Origin of the sequence: Gordonia zhenghanii, from assembly GCF_021738965.1 — a bacterium.
In the GTDB taxonomy this organism is placed as follows: domain Bacteria; phylum Actinomycetota; class Actinomycetes; order Mycobacteriales; family Mycobacteriaceae; genus Gordonia; species Gordonia zhenghanii.
In genome coordinates this window covers 637,864-658,079 of the sequence record NZ_JAKKOQ010000001.1, presented here as the reverse complement: position 1 = coordinate 658,079, position 20,216 = coordinate 637,864, and the positions used below count along the sequence as shown (strand labels likewise).

Sequence of the window (20,216 nt, the reverse complement as noted above, 5' to 3'; positions counted from 1 at the left end):
TTCGCAAGGTCAGCCGTCGGCATGGGCGGGCACGGCATCAGGCTCGGCGCTGATGGAGTGCGGCCGTCCGGCTGCCCACCCACACGCGGCGAGTGCAGCCATGAGCGCGGTCAGTGCGACTATCGGCACGGTCCATCCGCCGGAGACGCTGTGAAGGAGTCCAGTGGCCACGGGTCCCAGGGCGGCGATCAGGTATCCGATCGACTGCGCCATGGTGGACAGTTGTGCGACGGTTGCCGCATCTCGGGCCCGGAGGTTCATCGCGGCGAGCGCGAACGATAACTGTCCGCCTTGCCCGAGCCCGAGCAGGACCGCCCAGCAGAGTGCGAGATGTTGTCCGCTGACGAGCACTCCGGTCAGGCCGAGGACCGAGAGGGCGACGACTGAGACCGCGAGCAGTCGCTGATCGTGTAGGCGTGCGGCGACGATGGGAACGATCAGCGCAGTAGCGATGCTCGCGAGGCTGAGGACTGTGAGGACGAGGCCTGCGGCCTCGGCGCTGAGTCCACGATCGCGATACAACGTCGGCAGCCATGCGATGAGCGAGTACGCCAGGAGCGATTGCACCCCCATGAAGCCGGTGACGGCCCACGCAGTCGGAGACTGCAGGAGTCGGCGCCCCGACGTCGGTGCAGTCGCGTGTCCGTGCGGTGACGTCGTCGGCACTCGGCGGTGACGGATGGCGACGGCCGCCAAGACCAGGACCGCGAGGGTCGTCGGCAGGGCCCACGCCAGGAGCGTCGTCCGCCATGAGTGGAACACGTGGTCGGCAAGCGGCACAGTCGCTCCCGATGCCAGACCTGCCGACGCACTGACGAGTGCGGTGAACAGTCCGGTCATGACGCCGATTCGGTGGGCGAAGTACCCTCGGACGAACACTGGGCCCAGCACGTTGGCGACTGCGATGCCTATGCCTGCGATGAGGGTTCCCGCGAGCAGGTACGCCCACGCGTCGATGCCGCGTGCGGCGGTACCCGCGGCGACCAGAAGGAGGCTCGCTGTGAGTACCGTCGGCACCGACCAATGACGAAGCGCGCGGGGGGCCAGCGGGCTGAACAGTCCGAGGCAGGCCACCGGTCCGGTGGTGAGCAGGCCGGCACTGGCGGGCCCCAGATCATATGCCGTCCGAATATCAGAGATGACGGCAGACGAGCTGCCGAATACCAGGCGAAGATTCACTGCTAGCAAGACCACTGCAGCAACGGCGAGCGGAGCGCCCACGGCTGTCAGGTGGTGAGGTCGGTCGAATGTCGTTGGCCTCGTTCCCGCACGCCTCGTGTCAGCACTCATACTGCCCCTTCTCCTGACTGACTAGGAGGCGGTCATCCCGCCGCTGTTGCAGTCGACGATGGCACTGATACCTCGGCCGTGCAACCGCAGAGGCAACATTATTACCTCATGGGTATTCCGGGGTAGGGTGATGACTGTGGCAGGCAGAGAACGTCGTGACGACAGTTGGATCGGTCGACGCGTGGGGCAGCACCGCAGGGACCGCCAATGGACGCTCGCCAGCCTGGCCGACAAGGTCGGTCTGTCGACGACGCAGCTCTCGCGAATCGAGTCAGGCACTCGCCAGCCGTCTGTCGGTACCTTGATCGAGATCGCACATGCTTTCGGGGTGTCGCTCAGTCAACTCGTCGACGAGCAGTTCCAGTCGAGCTATCACGTCAGTCGCGCTGACGAGCGTGTGTACACCGCCAGTGCAAACGGCTTTCTCGCCTCGCTGAGCGGCGCGTTTCCTGGTCTGCAAGCGATTCATCTGACCATCGCCAGCGGTAGTGACGACACTCCGGACGCCCATCATGACGGCGAGGAGTGGCTGTACGTCCTGGTCGGCAGCGTCAATACGCGGATCGGTTCCGATGTCATGGCTCTCGGCGTCGGCGACGCGATCCACTTCCCCTCCCGCGTGTCACATCAGGTGTCCAACTCGGGGCCGGGACCTGCCGAAGTCCTCCTCGTCTCGACCGCCCATACGACGTAGCGAAAGGCACGCCAGGGCCGGGCTGATTTGTTCGTGAGAAACGAAGAGAGCCCCCGCCGGGTTGCGGCGGGGGCTCTCCTTCAGCTTCTTATCGGCTGGTGAGGACCGATCAGAAGGCGGCTTCGTCGAGCTCCATGAGCTCGTTGTCGACGTTGTTCTCGACGATGTGGCGGACGGCGGTCAGCTGCGGGAGCATGTTCTTCGCGAAGAAGCGGCCCGAGGCGACCTTGCCCTGGTAGAACGCGACGTCGTCGCCGGTTGCTCCGTTGTCGAGCGCGGCCTGTGCGACGACGGCCTGACGCAGCAGCAACCAACCGATGACGAGGTCACCGACGGACAGCAGGAAGCGGACCGAAGCGGTGCCGACGAGGTACAGCTGCTTCGGATCCTCCTGGGCGCCCATTAGCCAGCCGGTGAGCTTGGCTGCCATCGACTGGACGTCGTCCAGTGCGGTCTTGAGCAGTGCGCGCTCGTCGGCGAAGCCTTCGCCGCCGTCGATGAACGACTGGATCTGTCCGGCGACGTGCGCCAGAGCCTGGCCCTTGTCGCGGATGATCTTGCGGAAGAAGAAGTCCTGCGCCTGGATCGCGGTGGTGCCCTCGTACAGCGAGTCGATCTTCGAGTCGCGGATGTACTGCTCGATCGGGTAGTCCTGCAGGAAGCCCGAGCCGCCGAGTGTCTGCAGCGATTCGGTGAGCTTCTCGTAGGCGCGCTCGGAGCCGACGCCCTTGACGATCGGCAGCAGGAGGTCGTTCACCTTGTGCGCGAGCTCGGCGTCGGCGCCCGACACGATCTCCGCAGCAGCCGGATCCTGGTGCGACGCGGTGTACAGGTACACGGTCCGCAGACCCTCGGCGTACGCCTTCTGGGTGAGCAGGGCGCGACGCACGTCCGGGTGGTGGGTGATGGTGACGCGCGGTGCGGCCTTGTCGGTCATCTGGGTCAGGTCGGCGCCCTGGACACGCTCCTTGGCGTACTCGAGGGCGTTCAGGTAACCGGTCGACAGCGTCGAGATGGCCTTGGTGCCGACCATCATGCGGGCGTGCTCGATGACGTCGAACATCTGGGCGATGCCTGCGTGGACCTCGCCGACGAGCCAGCCCTTGGCCGGGACGTCGTGCAGGCCGAAGCTGAGCTCGCAAGTGGCCGACGCCTTGATGCCCATCTTGTGTTCGACGTTGGTGACGAATGCGCCGTTGCGATCGCCCAGCTCACCGGTCTCGGCGTCGAAGTGGAACTTCGGAACGAAGAAGAGCGACAGGCCCTTGGTGCCCGGTCCGGCGCCTTCGGGGCGTGCCAGCACGAGGTGGAAGATGTTCTCGGTCATGTCCTGGTCGGCCGAGGTGATGAAGCGCTTCACGCCCTCGATGTGCCAGCTGCCGTCTTCCTGGCGAGTCGCCTTGGTGGTGCCCGCGCCGACGTCCGAACCGGCGTCGGGCTCGGTCAGAACCATCGTGGCGCCCCAGCCGCGCTCGGCGCAGATGGTGGCCCACTTCTTCTGCTCGTCGGTGGCGTTGTCGTAGAAGATGTTCGAGAAGCCCGAACCGGCTGCATACATGAACACCGGCGGGTTGGCGCCCAGGATCATCTCGCCCAGCGCCCAGTACAGCGACCGCGGAGCGGGCAGGCCGCCGAGTTCCTCGTCGACACCGACCTTGTCCCAGCCGGCCTCGATGAACGCGTGGTACGACTTCGCGAAGCTCTCGGGGATGGCGACGCTGTGCTCGTTCGGGTCGAAGACCGGCGGGTTGCGGTCAGCGTCGGTGAAGGAGTCGGCGATAACGCCCTCGGCAAGGTTCTTGACCTCGCGGAGCATGTCGACGGCGGTCTCATGATCGAGATCGCCGAACTCCCCGGACTCGAGCACCTTGTCGAGTTCGTACATCTCGAAGAGGTTGAACTGGAGATCACGGAGGTTGGACTTGTAATGGCCCATGAGAACGTTCCTAACCGGTATTTGGGAGGCTGTCCGGCTATGTTACTTGCCGGTAACAGTTGACACGTTATCGTTCGGTCCTTGCGGAGGCAACTGTGTGAGATGTGGTGCTGCTAACAAATGCAAGCGGATGTCGCGCTCTTCGCTGATCAATGGCTGCGCAGGTAGGCGAGGTCGTCGGCCACACCGTCCGACGGGGTCTCCAAGACGCCTGGTGCGTCCGCCGTCTTCATCAACGCTGCGAGGACCTCCGGTGCGATGTGTCCGGATTCGATGTTCGCGTGCCGGTCGCGACCGGAGTCGAACTCGTCCCGCGAGTTGTTGAGGTGGATCAGGTCGATGCGGCCGGTGATCGCCTTGATCCGCTCGGTGAGCCCGACCAGATCCTCACCGCCCGCCCAGGCATGGCAGGTGTCCAGGCAGAATCCGGCCTCGTCGAAGTCGCCGACGGCGTCCCACAGTCGCTCGATCGACTCGAGAGTGCGGGCCATGGCGTGCGATCCGCCCGCCGTGTTCTCGATCAGGATCGGGACGCCGAAGCCGCCTTTGTCGGCCTGCCGCTCGAACAGCTTTCGCCAGTTGGCGAATCCCTCCGCGGCGTCCTCGCCGTCGCGCAGATGCCCGCCGTGGACGACGAGGCCGATGGCGCCCAGGTCCTTCGCCGCAGCGGCCTGCTGTTCGACCGCTTTGCGCGACGGCATCCGGAGCCGATTGTTCAGACTCGCGACGTTGATCTGGTAGCTCGAATGCACGACGACGTCGATCGGCGACTCGCGGATCTCCTCGGCGTGCGGATGGGTTTCCGGCTTGTTCCACTTCTGGGGATCGGTCACGAACATCTGGAAGATGTCGATCCCGAGTTCGTTCGCGGTGGCGACAGGGTTCTCGTCCTGGCGAAGATGTGCTCCGATACGCATGAGTCAACGATATGGGGTTCGGAGCGGTCGCGGGTGTGTCTAGACGTTGCGGTCGTCGCCCGCGGAAGTCGACGGCAGCGTCACGTTCTGGAAGTCGATCATGGCGCGGGAGTTGTCGACGGCGGTCACCAGGCCGACGCCGTACTGGCCTCGTCTGTCGAACAAGGTCGCGGTGCCGACCGAGACGCCTGCGTCCTCGAGATGACTGTCGGACTCGACGCCGACCCGGTCGCCGACCGGCAGCCTGCTCAACGCCACCGTCAGGTCGCAGTTGATGAATCCGATTCCGCCCTCGCCCCAGTTGGTGGCCAGGCTGGTGCTCTCGGCCGAGATCACGGCGCGCTGGAACGGCGTGAGCGGCTCGTCGGGCAGGACGCGGATCGGGTGGCTCCACAGGCGGCGACGGTTGCCGTTCTGGAAGGACCCCATGTCCTGGCTCCAGTCCGTCTCGGCGTCGGAGAACCAGGTGAGCTGGTCGGCGTCGGTCGACTCGGGGACGGCGATCGGTTCGTCGGGACGTGACCAGCGCGCGCCCGGGGGATTGGAGCCCTGCTTGAGGAACACCACGTTGCCCTGGGCGACGAGCGTCGCCGTCGTGTCGTCGCTCGCATGCTGGTGGATACGCACTTGCACGACGCGGATCCGGCGGCCGTCGCGGAGTACTTCGGTGCTCATGCTCGTCGGGACGCGGTGAGCGGCCTTGAACAGTTCCAGGGTGAACCGGGCGGGCAGCCATCCGTCGCGCGAGTTCTCACGTTCGGCGGCGTACGCGGCGAGGGCGCACACTGCCGGACCGTTCAACGAGTCCGGGCCCCACAGGCTCGACGCGAAATCGGTCGGGTCCGCGCGACCTGAGTCACCCGGAGTGAAGAACGACGGCTGCGACATATTCTGTGACGTTACGCTTGGCGTATGACTGTCAATTCGGCCCCGTCCGCTTTGCCCGACGCAGCGGTCAACGCTGTGCGTTCGTTCCTCATCACGACGTCGATCGTCGGCATCGCACTCGGTGTCGTCGCCCTCGTCTGGCCGGGCGCGACGTTGGCTGTGGTCGCCGTCCTGTTCGGTGCGGCCCTAGTGGTCACCGGACTGCTGCGACTGTTCGTCGCGTTCGCGACGACCTCGGCTCCGTTCGGAACCCGCATGCTGCTCGCCGCATTCGGTGTCATCGTGCTCGCCGCAGGTGTCCTGGCGATCCTCAGTCCGGCTGAATCGTTGACCCTCCTCGGGATCTTCATCGGTGTCGGTTGGATCTTCTCCGGGCTCCAAGATCTGTTCGGCGCCCGGATGTCCGCCTACGTCGCACCCCGGTGGCTGGTGATCCTGTCGGGCGTCGTGTCGGTGCTCGCCGGTATTGCGATGATCGTCCTCCCGGCCGTTGCGACGCTCGGCGCTATCTTGTGGATCCTCGCGATCATGCTGATCGCCGTCAGCGTCGCGACCTTGTTCACGCTGCCGGCCAAGCGGAAGGTCTGATCCGGCCGGGCCGGCCGATTACCGACTCACGCGGCGACGGCCTGCGGCGACAGCGAGTCTGCTGTGACCGAGATGCGGGCACCGTCGTCGGTGAGCGCCCTGGTCCACCGACGTAACGCGGTGACGAGTTCTTCGGCGTGCCGCAAGGAGACGCCGTCGACGAGACCCGAGTCGGCGAGTTCGGTCGACTCGTGCGACTGCGCGGCCGCGGTGCCGAGGAGAAGGTCTGCGCCGGATCGGTCGGAGTCCCACATCGCGTCGGCAGTCGTGATGCACAGTGCCGCGACGGGATCGGCCTGATGAAGGTGGACCATCGCCCACCCCCAATGGCGGGCGACGTCTACGGTGTCGCTGCCGCCGCGGCCGTGGGTGCGCACATATTTGGCATGGAGTTCACTGCACAGCAGATCTGAATCCGTCCACAGTTCGAGGTGGGACATGCATCGCACGCAGTCATGCAGGGCAGCAAGGTATTTCACCGAATAGGGGCCTTCTCTGCGAGACCGGATCTCGCGGAGGACCGAGTAGTCGGCGAGCGCACCGGTGAACTCACCTGCGTCGTACAGGTCTCGGGCGTGACAGTTCAACTCGTCGAGCATGGCTCCATTGTGCCCTGGATCACATGTCGGTGCTGGCGAATCGCACCTCTCAGGTCGTGACCTGCCCGATCCGGCGCCGACACAGCAGTGCACCCGTGGCGGTCGTCGCCGCACCGGCGACCGCGAACACCAGTCCGTGCGCTGGAGCCATCTGGTCGGGAACGGTGAGCAGGTCGAAGACGGATCCGACGACGGCGAGCGTGACGACCAGGTCTGTGACTCTCCGCCAGGAGCGGTCCGCACGACCGGTCAGGCGCCGCGCTGCGAGGACGAGAGCGATGATCGCGGCGGCCGCGATCATCCAGTTCAGGCGGACCGAATGCAGTTCGATCGCCGGATCGTCGGCAAACCCGAGACCGGTTACGTGCTGTGCCGGCCGGGCGACGCTCCCATACCACGGCATCAGGTACGAGCCGAGTGCCGCGAACGCCCCGACGCCCATTACGACGGCGTCGGCGGGGATGACGGCGGACGACCGCTGTGCGGGTGCGACGATCAAGGCCTGCCTCCGGGTCCGGTTTGTCCTGTCAGGCGACCGTAAACCGAACTGGCGCATGGGTCCGGTGCGTGAATGACATCCTGGAGGCATGACCGAGCGAGGCGATCTGAGTCGTTGGGCGCTGGTGTCGATCGCGGCGGCGGTCGCGACGATCACGCTCAAGACCGTCGCCTGGTGGATCACCGGGTCGGTCGGCCTGTTGTCGGACGCAGCCGAGTCGGTCGTCAACCTCGTCGCCGCAGTCGGTGCGTTCATCGCGCTGCGGATCGCGGCTCGACCATCCGACGACGATCACAACTTCGGGCACTCCAAGAGCGAGTACTTCTCAGCGGTTCTCGAGGGCGCGATGATCGTCGTCGCCGCAGGTTTCATCTGCTATTCGGCGGTCGAACGTCTCATCAACCCTCGTGAACTCGAGTCGGTCGGCATCGGTCTCGGGCTCTCGGTGATCGCCAGCGTCGTCAACGGACTCGTCGCGTGGAAGTTGATGTCGGTCGGACGGAAGTTCCGGTCGGCGGCGCTGGAAGCCGACGGCAAGCATCTGCTGACCGACGTCTGGACGACGGCCGGCGTGATCGTCGGGGTCGCGCTCGTCGCGCTCACCGGGTGGGCGCGACTCGACGCCATCGTCGCCATCGCGGTCGCGATCAACATCGTCGTGGTCGGCTGGCGCCTGGTGCGGGATTCGACGATGGGCCTGATGGACACCGTGATCCCCGAGGCCGACCGCGCCGCCGTCGACGCGGTGCTCGAATCGTTCCGGACCGACGGCGTCGACTTCCACGACGTCCGCAGTCGGGAGGCCGGACACCTGCGGTTCGTCCAACTGCACATGTTGGTGCCCGGGGACTGGACGGTGCGCCGCGGACACGACCTCGCCGAGGCGGTCGAGGCGGAACTCCGTGCAGCCGTCGACGACGTTCGGTGCACTATTCACATCGAGCCGATAGACGATCCGCGCAGTTACGAGTCCTGGCGTCGGTGACGACCTACGCTGAAGTCATGAACGACTCGGACGAGTACGGCGACGGGTATGCCGCCGACGACAGCGACCAGCTCCAACCGGAGGACACGCTGCTCGACGAGGAGGTCGGCGACATCCTGGATCGCGGCTACTCACCGCCCGACTACGAGCCTGCCGGACACGAACACGAGACTCTCGACTCGCGTCTCGCCGAAGAAGTGCCCGATGCGTCCAGCGGCGACGACGACTACGACCCGGACTTCCCTGAAGACGACGACGCGGGGGACCAGCGATCCGGGCGGCTGGTCTCGTCCGACGAGCACTCCAACGTGTTCGGCGTCGATGCGGGCGTCGACGGTGCGGGCGCGAGCGCCGAAGAAGCGGCCATCCACATCAGGGAGTAGATCGACCTGCGGATACGGACCCGGCTCTGATTCGATAACGTTTTCCCATGGATCGTGACCGGATGCTCGAAGTCGGTGTCGGCCTGGTGTCGCGTTTCGGGGCGAAAGCGTTGAGCCTGACATCGGTCGCTCGGCACGCCGGAGTGGCGCGTGCGACTGCGTACCGCATGTTCGGCGGACGCGATGCGCTCGTCGATGCGATCGTCTCGCACGAACTCGATCAGCTACGACAGCATCTGACGACCTGGGGCGCCGACGAACCTGACGTAGCCGGAGTCGTCCGGGCGCGCGTCGTCGGGTCGCTCGAGTACATCCGTGCCCACGAAGCCCTCCAGTACATGCTGCGGGAGGAACCCGAGGAGATCGTCCGAGCGATCATCTCGACCGATGAGACACGTCCGAGCCTCGTCCAACGCGTCGTCGACGTCAGCATCGTCGACGTGACAGACGCGGAAGCGTCGGCGCTGTACCCGAATCCGCGTGCGGCAGCTGAGTTCCTGGTGCGGATGGTCTACTCGTGCATGTTGGTGCCCGGCAGTGCGATGTCCGACGACGAGGTTGCCGATCTGGTGGTGCGCGCCGTCGTTCGGTGATCGTCGTTCGGTGATCGCTGTTCGGTGATCGCTGTTCGGTGACTCCAGTCTGCTGCGTGTCGATCTGAGGCCTACCGCTCACCTCGTCGCGGGCGCCTTTTGTCGATTCTGCTCGACGACCTGCCGCGCATGCTCGGTCGAGAGGACGCGATGGCCGATAGGCTGGACGCCATGACAGGCTCTGGCGCCCGCAGCATCTACGTAGCATCGGCCGAAGGAGACACAGGCAAGTCGACGGTCGCGCTCGGGGTCCTTGCCCTGCTGGCCGCGACCGGTGGACGTGTCGGCGTGTTCCGTCCCATCTCGCGAGCCGACTCCGGTGAACGTGACTACATCCTGGATCTGCTTCTGCAGTTCACGTCGGTGGACATCGCGTACGAGGACTGCATCGGAGTCACCTACGACGACGTGCACGCGGACCCGGACGCCGCGATCGGTGAGATCGTCGCTCGGTTCCACACCGTCGCGGATCAGTGCGACAACGTGCTGGTGATCGGGTCGGATTACACGGACATCGCGTCGCCGTCCGAACTCAGTTACAACGCCCGGATCGCCGCGAACCTGTCGTCGCCGATCATCCTCGTCGTCAAAGCGCTCGACAGAGAGCCCGCCGAGATCCGTTCGCTCGCCGAGATGCTGATGGTCGACATCAAGAACTCGCACGCGTCGACTGTCGGCATCGTCGCCAACCGCTGCGACCCGGCATCGCTGATCGACATCGCCAATGGGTTGCGGGACACGGGCGTCCGCGCGTGGGCTCTGCCCGAGCACCCGTTGTTGACGGCTCCGACGATGGGCGAACTCCAGGAAGCTCTCGACGCCACCCTCTACAGCGGCGACGGCGATCTGCTCGACCGGGAGGCTCTCGAGGTGATGGTCGGCGGCATGACCGTCGAGCACATCCTCGAGCGACTGAGCGAGTCGATGGTCGTGATCGCGCCCGCAGATCGGTCGGACGTGCTACTCGCGCTCGTGAACGCCAATGCGGCCGAAGGCTTTCCGCGACTGGCCGGCATCGTCATGAACGGCGGCATGCGTCCGCATCCGATGATCGAGGGTCTCGTCAAAGGGCTGCATCCGACGCTGCCGATTCTGATGAGCAGGCACGGCACGTACGAGACGGCACGTATCGCGGCGGACACCCGAGGCCGTATGTCGTCGGGATCGGCCCGCAAGATCGACGCCGCGCTCGCGTTGATGGAACGACACGTGTCGGCGACCGAACTCGTCCACGAACTGAATCTGCACGTCCCGGAGGTCGTCACCCCGCAGATGTTCGAGTATCAGCTGATGACGCAGGCGCGGTCGGATCTCAAGCACATCGTGCTACCCGAGGGCGGTGACGACCGCATACTGCGCGCCACGGATCGGCTGCTGCGGCGACGGGTCGCGAAGCTGACGCTGCTCGGAAATCCCGAGTCGGTGCGTCGCCGCGGCAATGAGCTCGGCATCGACCTCACGGACGTCGACGTCATCGATCCGACGTCGTCTGATCTGATCGACGAGTTCGCCGACGTCTACACCGAGCTGCGCAAGCGCAAGGGAATGACGCGAGAGAGGGCGTTGGAGGCAGTGCGCGACGAGTCGTACTTCGGGACGATGTTGCTGCACACCGACCGCGTCGACGGCATGGTGTCGGGCGCCGTGCACACGACGGCTCAGACGATCCGGCCTGCATTCGAGATCATCAAGACGGTGCCCGGCGTCTCCACCGTGTCGAGCGTGTTCTTCATGTGCCTGGCCGACAAGGTCCTCACCTACGGCGATTGCGCGGTGGTCCCCGACCCGACAGCTGAAGAGCTCGCCGACATCGCGGTCTCGTCGGCGAGTACCGCGGAAGCGTTCGGGATCTCGTCGCGCGTTGCGATGCTCTCGTACTCGACCGGGGGATCGGGTTCCGGTAAGGACGTCGAGAAAGTCCAGGCCGCAACGGAACTCGTGCGTGAACGTGCACCGGAACTGCTCGTCGAAGGGCCGATCCAGTACGACGCCGCGATCGAACCGAGCGTCGCCGAGACGAAGATGCCCGATTCGCCGGTCGCAGGCCGCGCGACGGTGCTGATCTTCCCGGACCTCAACACCGGCAACAACACGTACAAGGCGGTCCAGCGCAGTGCAGGAGCCATCGCGATCGGACCGGTCCTGCAGGGTTTGAACAAGCCGATGAACGACCTGTCGCGCGGCGCGCTCGTGTCCGACATCGTCAACACCGTCGCGATCACCGCGATCCAGGCGCAACAGCTTTCGCTTGTCGAGCGGAGTCGAGACAAGGGAGGAGTGGCATGAGTGAGGTCATCGCCGGGTCCGTACTCGTGGTGAACGCGGGTTCGTCGTCGCTGAAGTATCAGGTACTCGACCCGAAGACCGAGGAGGTCATCGCGGACGGCCTGGCCGAGCGGATCGGGGAGCAGGCCGCATCGATCAAGCACTGGTACCGAGGCGCCGAAGTCCGCCGTGAGTTGCCGCTGCCCGATCACGAAGCGGCGATCGCCCTCGTCGTGGACTTGTTCGCCGAGGAAGGCGTCGACATCGCGGAATCGGGGCTGGCGGCAGTCGGTCACCGCGTGGTGCACGGCGGCCGCAGCTTCTTCGAGCCGACGTTGATCACCGAGCGCGTGCATTCGGAGATCGAGCGGATCTCTTCGCTTGCACCCCTGCACAATCCGGCCAACCTGACCGGTATCGACGCGGTGACCGCGCTTCTTCCGGACGTACCCGCGGTGGCGGTCTTCGACACTGCATTCTTCAGCCGGCTGCCCGACGAGTCGGCTCACTACGCACTCGACGCGGAGGTCGCCGCCAAATACGCGATCCGCCGCTACGGCTTCCACGGGACCAGCCACCAGTACGTGTCGCAGCGTGCCGCAGAGTTCCTGGGCCGCAAGGCGAGTGACATCAACCAGATCGTTCTGCACCTGGGTAACGGAGCCTCGGCGTCGGCGATTCGGGGAGGCGTCCCGGTCGACACGACGATGGGCATGACACCGCTCGAAGGCCTCGTGATGGGGACCCGTACCGGCGACATCGACGCGGGCATCGTCTTTCACCTGGCGCGGGTCGCCGACATGTCGATCGAAGACATCGACGTGCTCTTCAACAAGCGGTCCGGACTCAAGGGGCTGTGCGGCGAGAACGACTTCCGCGCGATCCTCGAACGCGTCGAGGCGGGCGACGACGAGGCCGCGAAGGCGTACCTCGTCTACCTCCACCGTCTGCGTCGGTACATCGGCGCGTACATGATCCAACTGGGCAGGGTCGACACGATCGTGTTCACGGCAGGCGTCGGTGAGAACGCCGCGCCGGTGCGCGCCGACTCGTTGGCAGGCCTGGAGCGCTACGGCGTGATCATCGATCCCGAGCGCAATGCGATCCGCTCCGACGAGCCTCGTCTGATCTCGACCGACGACTCCGAGGTCGCCGTCCTGGTGGTGCCGACGAACGAAGAGTTGGCCATCGCCCGCGCCGCCGTCGCCGTGACCAGCTGAGCTCCCTGTTCTCGCCGGTCGAGCCCTTTTCTCACCGGTCGAGCCCTTTCTCGCCGGTCGAGCCCTTTCTCGCCGGTCGAGCCCTTTCTCGCCGGTCGAGCGGAGTCGAGACCACTACGGAGTGTCTCGCCGCCGGAAGCCAGCCGTGCCCACGGCTAGGAACGCGAGAGTGAACAGGCTGATCCAGATCAGACCGAGCCCGTTCGACGAATCGACGGCGACGTCGGGGACATGCCAGAACGGGCTGATGCCGAGGGCCCAGTCGGGGAGCTTGAAGCTCGGTCCCAGCAGTGTGAGGACGAACGATGCCAGCACGCCCGCCCAACTTGCGATGCGGACCGCAGGCCGCGCACCGATGACGGCGACCGCGAGCGCGACGACGGTCCACACGGCTGGAAGCGTGGCGAGGGCTTGCCGGATCACGTCGCCGAAGTCGAGGCCGAGGTCGGCGAACGAGACGAAGACACCCATGACCGCACCTGCGACGAGGACGCAGACGGCGGGGATGCCCAGTGCAATCAGAACGTTGCTGCGCAGGTAGCCGATTCGGCTGACTGCGGCGGCGAGCACTGGCTCTGCGCGGTCGTCGAGCTCTTCGGCTCGCACCCGATTCATGGTCTGGACTCCGCAGATCGAGGCGATGATTCCGGCAAGGCTCAGGATGGTCACGACGAACGCGCTCGACAGATCGTCGGGCGACGCCGCACCCGCGGCGAAGACCTCGGTGAGTGCCGGGTTGGACGCGAAGATGTCCTTGACCGATCCGGTGAAGTAGCCGAAGACGACGCCCAGCCCGATGAATGCGATCGACCAGGAGATCGCGGGCGAGCGATTGAGGCGGACGGCGAGCCCGAACGGGCTGCGAATCGAGCCGCGTGCGGGACCGGGTCGAGCGGCGACCAGACCCTGCCCGAAGTCACGTGAGCTCTGCAGTGCGAACGCGACCGCGACGAGTAACACTGCGAGGATCACTGCGTAGACCAGCGGCAACCAGTGGTCGCCGCTCGCCGGACGGGTCTCGGTGACCCACCCGAGCGGGTTGATCCACGACGTCCACGAGGGGGCGTCGATCGAGTAGAGGAAGCCGCGCAGGACGAACAGGACGCCGAGTACGGCGACCGCGATCGAACTCGCGGTGCGGGCGTCGGCGCCGATCTGCGAGGTCACGGCTGCGACTCCGGCGAACGTCGCGCCCATCGCGGTGAAGCCTGCGCCCAAGACCATCGACGCCCCCCAGGAGCCGCCGCACAATACGGTGACGACCCCGGTCGCGACACCGGCGATCACCGACATCAGCACACCCGTCGCGACGGCGGTCAGCAGCCGGGACTGGCGGCCGAGGACGCCGGAGGCCAGGAGTTCGGCCTGGCCCGAATCCTCTTGTCCGCGACTGGCTCCCACGACGATGAAGATCGCGCCGAGTGCCACCGCGAAGCCGCCGAGCGCGAGGCTGCGCCACGCGTTGAATCCGTCGACGGTGCTCAAGTCGAATGCCGGTCCGAAGATGAGGCCGAGGGCGGGGTTGGAGCCGATCGTCGTCGCGAACGACATCCGCTCGGACAGATCGGGGAACAACAGCGGATACACGATCACCGACGAGACCGAGAGGGCGATCGGGATCAGAATCCATGGCGCGAAGGAGCGGACTTCGTTACGGAGCGACGCCCGCAACAGTGGCCCGGCCCCGGCGACTTGCGTGGACAGCGCCATCACTGCGTGTCCTTCGCGTCGTTCTCGTACAGGCGTAGGAACAGACTCTCCAGGGAGGGCGGTGCGACGTCGAGTGAAGTGAAGCCGAACGGGGCGAGCGTCGCCATCGCCTCGTCGATCCGCTCGGTGTCGACGGTCGCGGTCAGACGGTTGCCGTCGAACGTGGCCTCGTGCAGAACTGACACCTGCTCACGGGACGGCACGGTCTTGAGCGTCGCGTGGATCGTCGTGCGCGCATGACCACGTAGCTCCTCAAGAGTGCCGGTCTCGACGATCTCGCCTGTCCGGATGATGCTGAGTCTGTCGGCGAGGGTCTCGACTTCGCTCATGATGTGGCTGCTCAGCAGGACGGTGGCACCCCGATCGACGGCCTCACTGACGACGTCTTGGAACACGTTCTCCATCAGTGGATCGAGGCCGCTCGTCGGCTCGTCCAGGATGAGGAGTTCGACGTCGGAGGCGAGGGCGGCGACGATCGCGACCTTCTGTCGGTTTCCTTTCGAGTACTGGCGGCCGCGTTTAGTCGGATCGAGCTCGAAGCGTTCGATGAGATCTCTCCGTCGGTTCTCGTCGAGGCCGCCACGCAGAGATCCGAGGAGGTCGATGGCCTCGCCGCCGGACATCCCCGGCCACAACGACACGTCGCCAGGCACGTATGCGAGTCGGGAGTGCAGATCGACGACGTCGGTCCATGGGTCGCCGCCGAGCAGTCGGATCCGGCCTGCGTTGGCCTTGAGGAGTCCGAGGAGGACTCGGATCGTCGTCGACTTACCTGCCCCGTTGGGGCCGAGGAAGCCATGGACTTCGCCGCGGGGGACGGCGAGGTCTACGCCGCGCAACGCCTCGAACTCCCCGAACGACTTGCGGAGTCCTTGTATGCCGATGACCAGGTCGTCGTCTGTCATTTCATCTCCAGAGTCGCGGGTACACAGCAGACTATTCCACGACCGTTGAAATAAATCAACAGATGATGAATTGCTGTCTGGCCGAAGGTGCGGAGGCTCAATCGGTGCCGACTTTCACGCAGGAATGTGCACCATCGACGAAGTCGGACGTCTGCACGTGCAGTTGGCGATAAGGTCAGCGTCGTGCCTGGTGAACCTGGTTATTCCGACGGACCGCGTCGCCTGACTCTTCGCGAGGAAGACGACGCCAAGGTCGCTCCTGCTGTCCGGGCCACTGCCGCGTGGACGTGGCGGCTGCTCGTCATCGGCGTGGGCGTCGCGGTCGTCGGGTGGCTGTTCCTGCGATTCGAAGACGTGCTGTTCCCGGTGGCGTTGGCGCTGCTGTTCACTGCGATGCTGCGCCCGGTGGTCCAGTGGGCCACCGGTAAGCGGGTGCCGCGGGTGGTGGCCGTCCTGACAGCGGTGATCGTCACGATCCTGATCGTCCTCGGACTGCTGGCGTTCGCCGTGCAGCAAGGCGTGGCGTCCGGCTCCGAGCTGGTGGCCGAGTTCGCCGAGACGGTGAACGACGCTCGGAGATGGCTGATCGACAGCGGACTTCCCGTCAGCGACAGCACCATCAGTTCCATCTCGACGGATCTGATCCACTGGGCTAAGACCAACGAGGCGACCCTGGCGTCGAGCGCTCTGGGTACCGCCGAATTCGGTGTGCGCCTCGGCAGCGGCGCGTTGCTCACCGTGTTTCTGCTGATCTTCTTTCTGTACGACGGCCACCGGCTCTGGGGTTACGTCACCCGGCTCGTCCCGCAGGGCAGCCGCGAGCAGGTTCGGGGCGCGAGCGCCGCAGGATTCCGAACGCTCGAGGCCTATGTCCGGGCGACGGTCCTCGTCGCCGCCATCGACGCTGCCGTGATCGGGATCGGGCTGGCGATCCTCGGTGTCCCGCTTGTGCTGCCACTGGTTCTGATCATCTTCCTCGGATCGTTCATTCCGATCGTCGGATCGTTCGTGTCAGGCTCGCTCGCCGTCGCCGTCACATTGACGACGCAGGGGTGGGTCAATGCCGTCATCGTGCTGGCCATCTTGGTGTTCGTGATGACGTTCGAAGGCCATGTCCTGCAGCCGTTCGTCCTCGGACGTTCGGTGAGACTGCATCCGGCGGCCGTCATTCTCGCGATAGCGTTCGGTCTGATGCTCGCCGGTCTCGTCGGCGGACTGCTCGCGGTCCCGCTGGTCGCCTTCCTCGACACCGCGTTCACGTGGCATGCGGGCAAGGCGGCTCCGCCGCCACCGAGCGAAAGTCGCTTCACGAAATGGCTTCGCGGGTGGCTGGGGTTGCACCATCGTCCGCACGCGTCGTCGCCCGAGTGACGGACTCCGACCGTCCTTCACGCTCGCGACCGCCTGCTACGAGCCGCGTTACCCGTATGTGGTCACGGGGCTCGTAGGAGAGAGTTCGACGAGGATCGGCGGCGCTGATCGCGTGCGGCATACCGGTCCTGGAGTCGTTGGCCGCCAGCCAAGTGCAGTCGATCGTGATCGCCGTCGTCGGCTCGGTCGGCTACGCGACACAGGGGAGCATCGACTGGAAACTTGCCGTCCTGATCAGCGTCCCCGAGCTGGTCGGCGTATTCGTCGGCTGGCGGATCGCACACGCGCTGCCGAATCGCGTGCTGAAGATCGCGCTGGTCGTGGCATTGCTCGCGCTTGCGCCGTACCTTGCGCTGGCTTAAGCGGGGGCGTGGGGTTGGGCGACGAGGGTGTCCGAGATCTGCGCTTGAGCTCTGGCGGCGGAGGATAGGGGAACCGTCACTTCGTTCCTCCCGAATCCGCTCAACCAAATAAAGCTGTGGACCCCGTCTTCGTTCCTCAGACGGGGTCCACAGCTTTGGCGGAGGATAGGGGATTCGAACCCCTGAGGGCTATTAACCCAACCCGCGTTCCAGGCGAGCGCCATAGGCCACTAGGCGAATCCTCCACCGAGGATGCTAGCCGGTACCGGCTACCGATCACAAAACGCGACCGCTACACTGGTCTACGGATCCCGCGCGGCGTGCATCCTGTGAACTCCCCCAGGGCCGGAAGGCAGCAAGGGTCAACGGGCTCTCTCGGGTGCGCGGGATCCCCTATTTCCAGGCGTATACAAAGTTGCAGCCGGGACTGGCTTGCGCGAGAGGTTCACGTTGAACTTTCACTCGATGAGTGTCGAAGAACTCCGCCACACCCAGGAAGACCTGCAGAAGCGTTACGAGACGCTGTGCGCTGCAGGCCTGAAACTCGACCTCACCCGCGGAAAGCCGGGCACCGACCAGCTCGATCTGGCGACTCCGATGCTGTCCCTGCCGGGGGACGACTACCTCAGCCCGGGCGGAACCGACTGCCGTAACTACGGCGGCGTCACCGGACTCGCCGAACTCCGCGAACTGTTCGGCGAACTGTTCGCCACCGGCGCGGACCGCACTCTCGCACTCGGCAACGCCAGCCTCGAAGTGATGCACGACATCGTCGTGTTCTCGCTCCTGCGCGGGAACGTCGACTCCGAGCGCCCCTGGTCAGCCGAACCCATCAAGTTCCTGTGCCCGGTCCCCGGTTACGACCGCCACTTCGGTATCACCGAGCAGTACGGCATCGAGATGATCAACGTGCCGATGAACCCCAACGGGCCCGACGTCGAAGCCTGTGCCGAACTGCTCGCCGCGGACCCGTCCATCAAAGGCATGTGGCTGGTCCCCACCTACTCGAACCCGACGGGCTACACCGTCACCGACGACGTCGCCCGCCGGCTCCTCGCGCTCGACGCCGCACCGGACTTCCGTATCTTCTGGGACAACGCGTACGCCGTCCACACCCTCGTCGACAACGCTCCGGAGCCGCTGCCGATCCTCGACATGGCGGCCGAGGCCGGGCAACCCAACCGTGTCTACGTGTTCGGCTCCACCAGCAAGATCACCTTCGCCGGGGCAGGCGTCGCCGCCTTCGCATCGTCGAAGGCCAATCTCGACTGGTACGAGAAGCACATCTCGGCAGCCACCATCGGCCCCGACAAGATCAACCAGCTGCGCCACCTTCAGTTCTTGCGGGACGCCGACGGCGTCCGTGCCCACATGGCGCGTCACCGCGAGATCATCGCACCCAAGTTCCGTCTCGTCCTCGACATCCTCGACGACCGCCTCGGCACCGCGAAGATCGCCTCGTGGACGACGCCCGAAGGCGGCTACTTCATCAGCCTCGACGTGATCGACGGCACCGCGGCCCGAACGATCGAACTCGCGAAGGACGCCGGGATCGCGCTCACCGCAGCGGGATCGGCCTTCCCGTACAAGACGGACCCGCACGATCGGAACATCCGCATCGCGCCGACGTTCCCGACGACCGACGAACTGCGCACCGCGATGGACGGTGTCGCGACCTGTGCACTGCTGAGCGCGACCGAGGTCCTGCTCGACGCCCAGTAGGCAGGCCATGTGAAGCTCGAACGCTCCACGCCCGCGCTGATCGGGTTCGTGATCGCCGGGGCTCTGTCGCTGTGGCTGCAGTACGTCATCGTCCCTTACAGCACGCCCTACTGGGGTCTCTTCGACAACTTCCTCGACCTCGACGTCTACCGGGCAGGCGCGCAAGTCGTCCTCGACGGCGGCGACCTCTACGACGCGAAGCTCCTCGGCCAGATGGACTTCACGTACGCGCCGTTCTCGATGGCGCTGTTCGTCCCGTTCGCGCTGATGTCGGCGACGACCGCGCACGCGGTGTGGACGATCGGGATCTTCGTCGCGCTCTACTTCGTGATCGTCCTCGGATTCCGCAGCCTCGGCCACGACGTCACGTGGCGGCTCCGCGTGATAGCCGCGTCGCTCGTCGCAGCGTCTGCCCTCCTCGAACCGGTACGGTCCACCATCTGGTTCGGGCAGATCAACGTCTTCCTGATGCTGCTCATCGTCGCCGACCTCATTCGCCCCGAAGGCAGTCGGCTGCGCGGTCTGGGCGCCGGACTGGCTGCGGGCATCAAACTCACGCCGATGCTGTTCGTCGTCTACTTCGCAGCTGTCAGACAATGGAAGACCGTCGTCGGCGTCATCGGGGGATTCGTCGGCTCGGTGCTCGTCGGCTTCATCGTGCTGCCGGCCGCCTCGTGGAAGTTCTGGACCGACACCGTGTTCGACTCCGACCGGGTGTCGTCGCCGCAGACCGTCGGCAACCAGTCGATCCGCGGCGGGATCGCCAACGTCTACAGCACGGATCATCCGAGCACTGTCATCTGGATCGCGTCGGCTGTGGTGGTCCTCGCGCTCGTCATGACGGCCGCCGTCCTCGCACATCGCCGAGGACAGGAACTGCTCGCTCTCTCGCTGGTCGGAATGGCGTCGTGCACGGTGTCGCCGGTCTCGTGGGGACACCACTGGGTGTGGTTCGTCCCGTTGCTCGTCGTGGCCGTCCACCACCTGATCGACGGCGCCGGTCGGTGGCGCCGAGGACTCATCGGCGCTCTGACGGTCCTCGGAGTCTTGGCGACGGCAGCGTGGAGGACGCACCTCGCCTACCCGATCTGGTACGCCAACCGGAGCGTCGAAGAGGCGTACCTGACGGGCCTGTTCTTCAAGCACGACCTGGACGTCATCGGCTGGTTCGCGGTGCAGCCGTACAACGTGCTCCTCGTCGTGGTCGCGACCGCCACGATCGGGCTCTGCCTGCGGCCGTCCGCGAGCACCGATCCGCCTGTCACCGCTGTCGGTGACCGCCGGTAGTG

Annotated in this window: 19 protein-coding genes, 1 tRNA gene and 1 other RNA gene; 12 read left to right on the top strand and 9 right to left on the bottom strand. The window is 65.7% G+C overall.

Annotated elements, in window-relative coordinates:
* Positions 1-9: 9 nt before the first annotated feature.
* Complete coding sequence (locus tag L5G32_RS02940) at positions 10-1,290, bottom strand: MFS transporter (protein WP_237009501.1); 1,281 nt, start codon at positions 1,288-1,290, stop codon at positions 10-12.
* A 136-nt stretch (positions 1,291-1,426) separates the two neighbouring features.
* On the opposite strand from L5G32_RS02940, the gene L5G32_RS02935 reads away from it, so the two are divergent.
* Positions 1,427-1,984: a helix-turn-helix domain-containing protein gene (locus L5G32_RS02935; RefSeq protein ID WP_237009500.1), complete on the top strand. Its 558-nt coding sequence runs from the start codon at positions 1,427-1,429 to the stop codon at positions 1,982-1,984.
* Between the two features lie 109 nt (positions 1,985-2,093).
* On the opposite strand, the gene L5G32_RS02930 is transcribed toward L5G32_RS02935, so the two are convergent.
* From L5G32_RS02930 to L5G32_RS02920, 3 genes are all read right to left on the bottom strand, one after another.
* Positions 2,094-3,920 carry an acyl-CoA dehydrogenase gene (locus tag L5G32_RS02930; RefSeq protein WP_237009499.1) on the bottom strand — a complete coding sequence of 609 codons (1,827 nt, stop codon included), beginning with the start codon at positions 3,918-3,920 and terminating at the stop codon, positions 2,094-2,096.
* Between the two features lie 149 nt (positions 3,921-4,069).
* On the bottom strand, positions 4,070-4,837 hold the full coding sequence (locus tag L5G32_RS02925) for a deoxyribonuclease IV (RefSeq protein ID WP_237009498.1): 768 nt from the start codon (positions 4,835-4,837) through the stop codon (positions 4,070-4,072).
* Between the two features lie 39 nt (positions 4,838-4,876).
* Positions 4,877-5,725, bottom strand: coding sequence for an acyl-CoA thioesterase domain-containing protein (locus L5G32_RS02920; RefSeq protein WP_237009497.1), 849 nt, complete (start codon positions 5,723-5,725; stop codon positions 4,877-4,879).
* A gap of 24 nt (positions 5,726-5,749) precedes the next feature.
* On the opposite strand from L5G32_RS02920, the gene L5G32_RS02915 reads away from it, so the two are divergent.
* A complete protein-coding gene (locus L5G32_RS02915) occupies positions 5,750-6,313 on the top strand; it encodes an HdeD family acid-resistance protein (RefSeq protein ID WP_237009496.1) in 564 nt (187 codons plus the stop codon).
* Positions 6,314-6,339: 26 nt separating this feature from the next.
* On the opposite strand, the gene L5G32_RS02910 is transcribed toward L5G32_RS02915, so the two are convergent.
* Together L5G32_RS02910 and L5G32_RS02905 are read right to left on the bottom strand one after the other, a co-directional pair.
* Positions 6,340-6,912, bottom strand: coding sequence for a hypothetical protein (locus tag L5G32_RS02910; RefSeq protein ID WP_237009495.1), 573 nt, complete (start codon positions 6,910-6,912; stop codon positions 6,340-6,342).
* 49 nt (positions 6,913-6,961) lie between these two features.
* Positions 6,962-7,411, bottom strand: coding sequence for a hypothetical protein (locus L5G32_RS02905; protein ID WP_237009494.1), 450 nt, complete (start codon positions 7,409-7,411; stop codon positions 6,962-6,964).
* 88 nt (positions 7,412-7,499) lie between these two features.
* Between L5G32_RS02905 and L5G32_RS02900 the strand changes: the two genes are divergently transcribed.
* From L5G32_RS02900 to L5G32_RS02880, 5 genes are all read left to right on the top strand, one after another.
* A complete protein-coding gene (locus tag L5G32_RS02900; RefSeq protein WP_237009493.1) occupies positions 7,500-8,396 on the top strand; it encodes a cation diffusion facilitator family transporter in 897 nt (298 codons plus the stop codon).
* 17 nt (positions 8,397-8,413) lie between these two features.
* Positions 8,414-8,779, top strand: a complete 366-nt coding sequence (locus L5G32_RS02895) for a DUF5709 domain-containing protein (RefSeq protein ID WP_237009492.1) — start codon at positions 8,414-8,416, stop codon at positions 8,777-8,779.
* 47 nt (positions 8,780-8,826) lie between these two features.
* Positions 8,827-9,372, top strand: coding sequence for a TetR/AcrR family transcriptional regulator (locus L5G32_RS02890; protein ID WP_237009491.1), 546 nt, complete (start codon positions 8,827-8,829; stop codon positions 9,370-9,372).
* A gap of 171 nt (positions 9,373-9,543) precedes the next feature.
* A complete protein-coding gene (gene pta / locus L5G32_RS02885; RefSeq protein WP_237009490.1) occupies positions 9,544-11,658 on the top strand; it encodes a phosphate acetyltransferase in 2,115 nt (704 codons plus the stop codon).
* The gene (locus L5G32_RS02880; protein WP_237009489.1) at positions 11,655-12,857 is read left to right on the top strand and encodes an acetate kinase; all 1,203 of its coding nucleotides are present in this window, start codon (positions 11,655-11,657) and stop codon (positions 12,855-12,857) included. The genes pta and L5G32_RS02880 overlap by 4 nt, the downstream gene beginning before the upstream one ends.
* 114 nt (positions 12,858-12,971) lie before the next feature.
* Here L5G32_RS02880 and L5G32_RS02875 read toward each other — a convergent pair whose 3' ends face one another.
* Both L5G32_RS02875 and L5G32_RS02870 read right to left on the bottom strand, forming a co-directional pair.
* Positions 12,972-14,567: an ABC transporter permease gene (locus L5G32_RS02875; RefSeq protein WP_237009488.1), complete on the bottom strand. Its 1,596-nt coding sequence runs from the start codon at positions 14,565-14,567 to the stop codon at positions 12,972-12,974.
* Entirely contained in the window at positions 14,567-15,472 is a 906-nt protein-coding gene (locus L5G32_RS02870) for an ABC transporter ATP-binding protein (RefSeq protein WP_237009487.1), read from the bottom strand. Before L5G32_RS02870 ends, L5G32_RS02875 begins: the two co-directional genes overlap by 1 nt.
* A 183-nt stretch (positions 15,473-15,655) precedes the next feature.
* Here L5G32_RS02870 and L5G32_RS02865 point away from each other — a divergent pair, with 183 nt between their 5' ends.
* Together L5G32_RS02865 and L5G32_RS02860 are read left to right on the top strand one after the other, a co-directional pair.
* A complete protein-coding gene (locus L5G32_RS02865; RefSeq protein WP_237009486.1) occupies positions 15,656-16,843 on the top strand; it encodes an AI-2E family transporter in 1,188 nt (395 codons plus the stop codon).
* 104 nt (positions 16,844-16,947) lie between these two features.
* Positions 16,948-17,205: a sulfite exporter TauE/SafE family protein gene (locus L5G32_RS02860; protein WP_265738643.1), complete on the top strand. Its 258-nt coding sequence runs from the start codon at positions 16,948-16,950 to the stop codon at positions 17,203-17,205.
* 156 nt (positions 17,206-17,361) lie between these two features.
* Here the strand turns inward: L5G32_RS02860 and L5G32_RS02855 are convergent.
* Positions 17,362-17,450, bottom strand: a tRNA-Ser gene (locus tag L5G32_RS02855).
* A 58-nt stretch (positions 17,451-17,508) separates the two neighbouring features.
* Between L5G32_RS02855 and ffs the strand changes: the two genes are divergently transcribed.
* From ffs to L5G32_RS02840, 3 genes are all read left to right on the top strand, one after another.
* An RNA gene (gene ffs, locus L5G32_RS02850) (signal recognition particle sRNA small type) lies at positions 17,509-17,603 on the top strand.
* A 52-nt stretch (positions 17,604-17,655) separates the two neighbouring features.
* A complete protein-coding gene (locus tag L5G32_RS02845; protein WP_237009484.1) occupies positions 17,656-18,927 on the top strand; it encodes an aspartate aminotransferase type Ic in 1,272 nt (423 codons plus the stop codon).
* Between the two features lie 9 nt (positions 18,928-18,936).
* Entirely contained in the window at positions 18,937-20,214 is a 1,278-nt protein-coding gene (locus tag L5G32_RS02840) for a glycosyltransferase 87 family protein (RefSeq protein ID WP_237009483.1), read from the top strand.
* Positions 20,215-20,216: the final 2 nt, after the last annotated feature.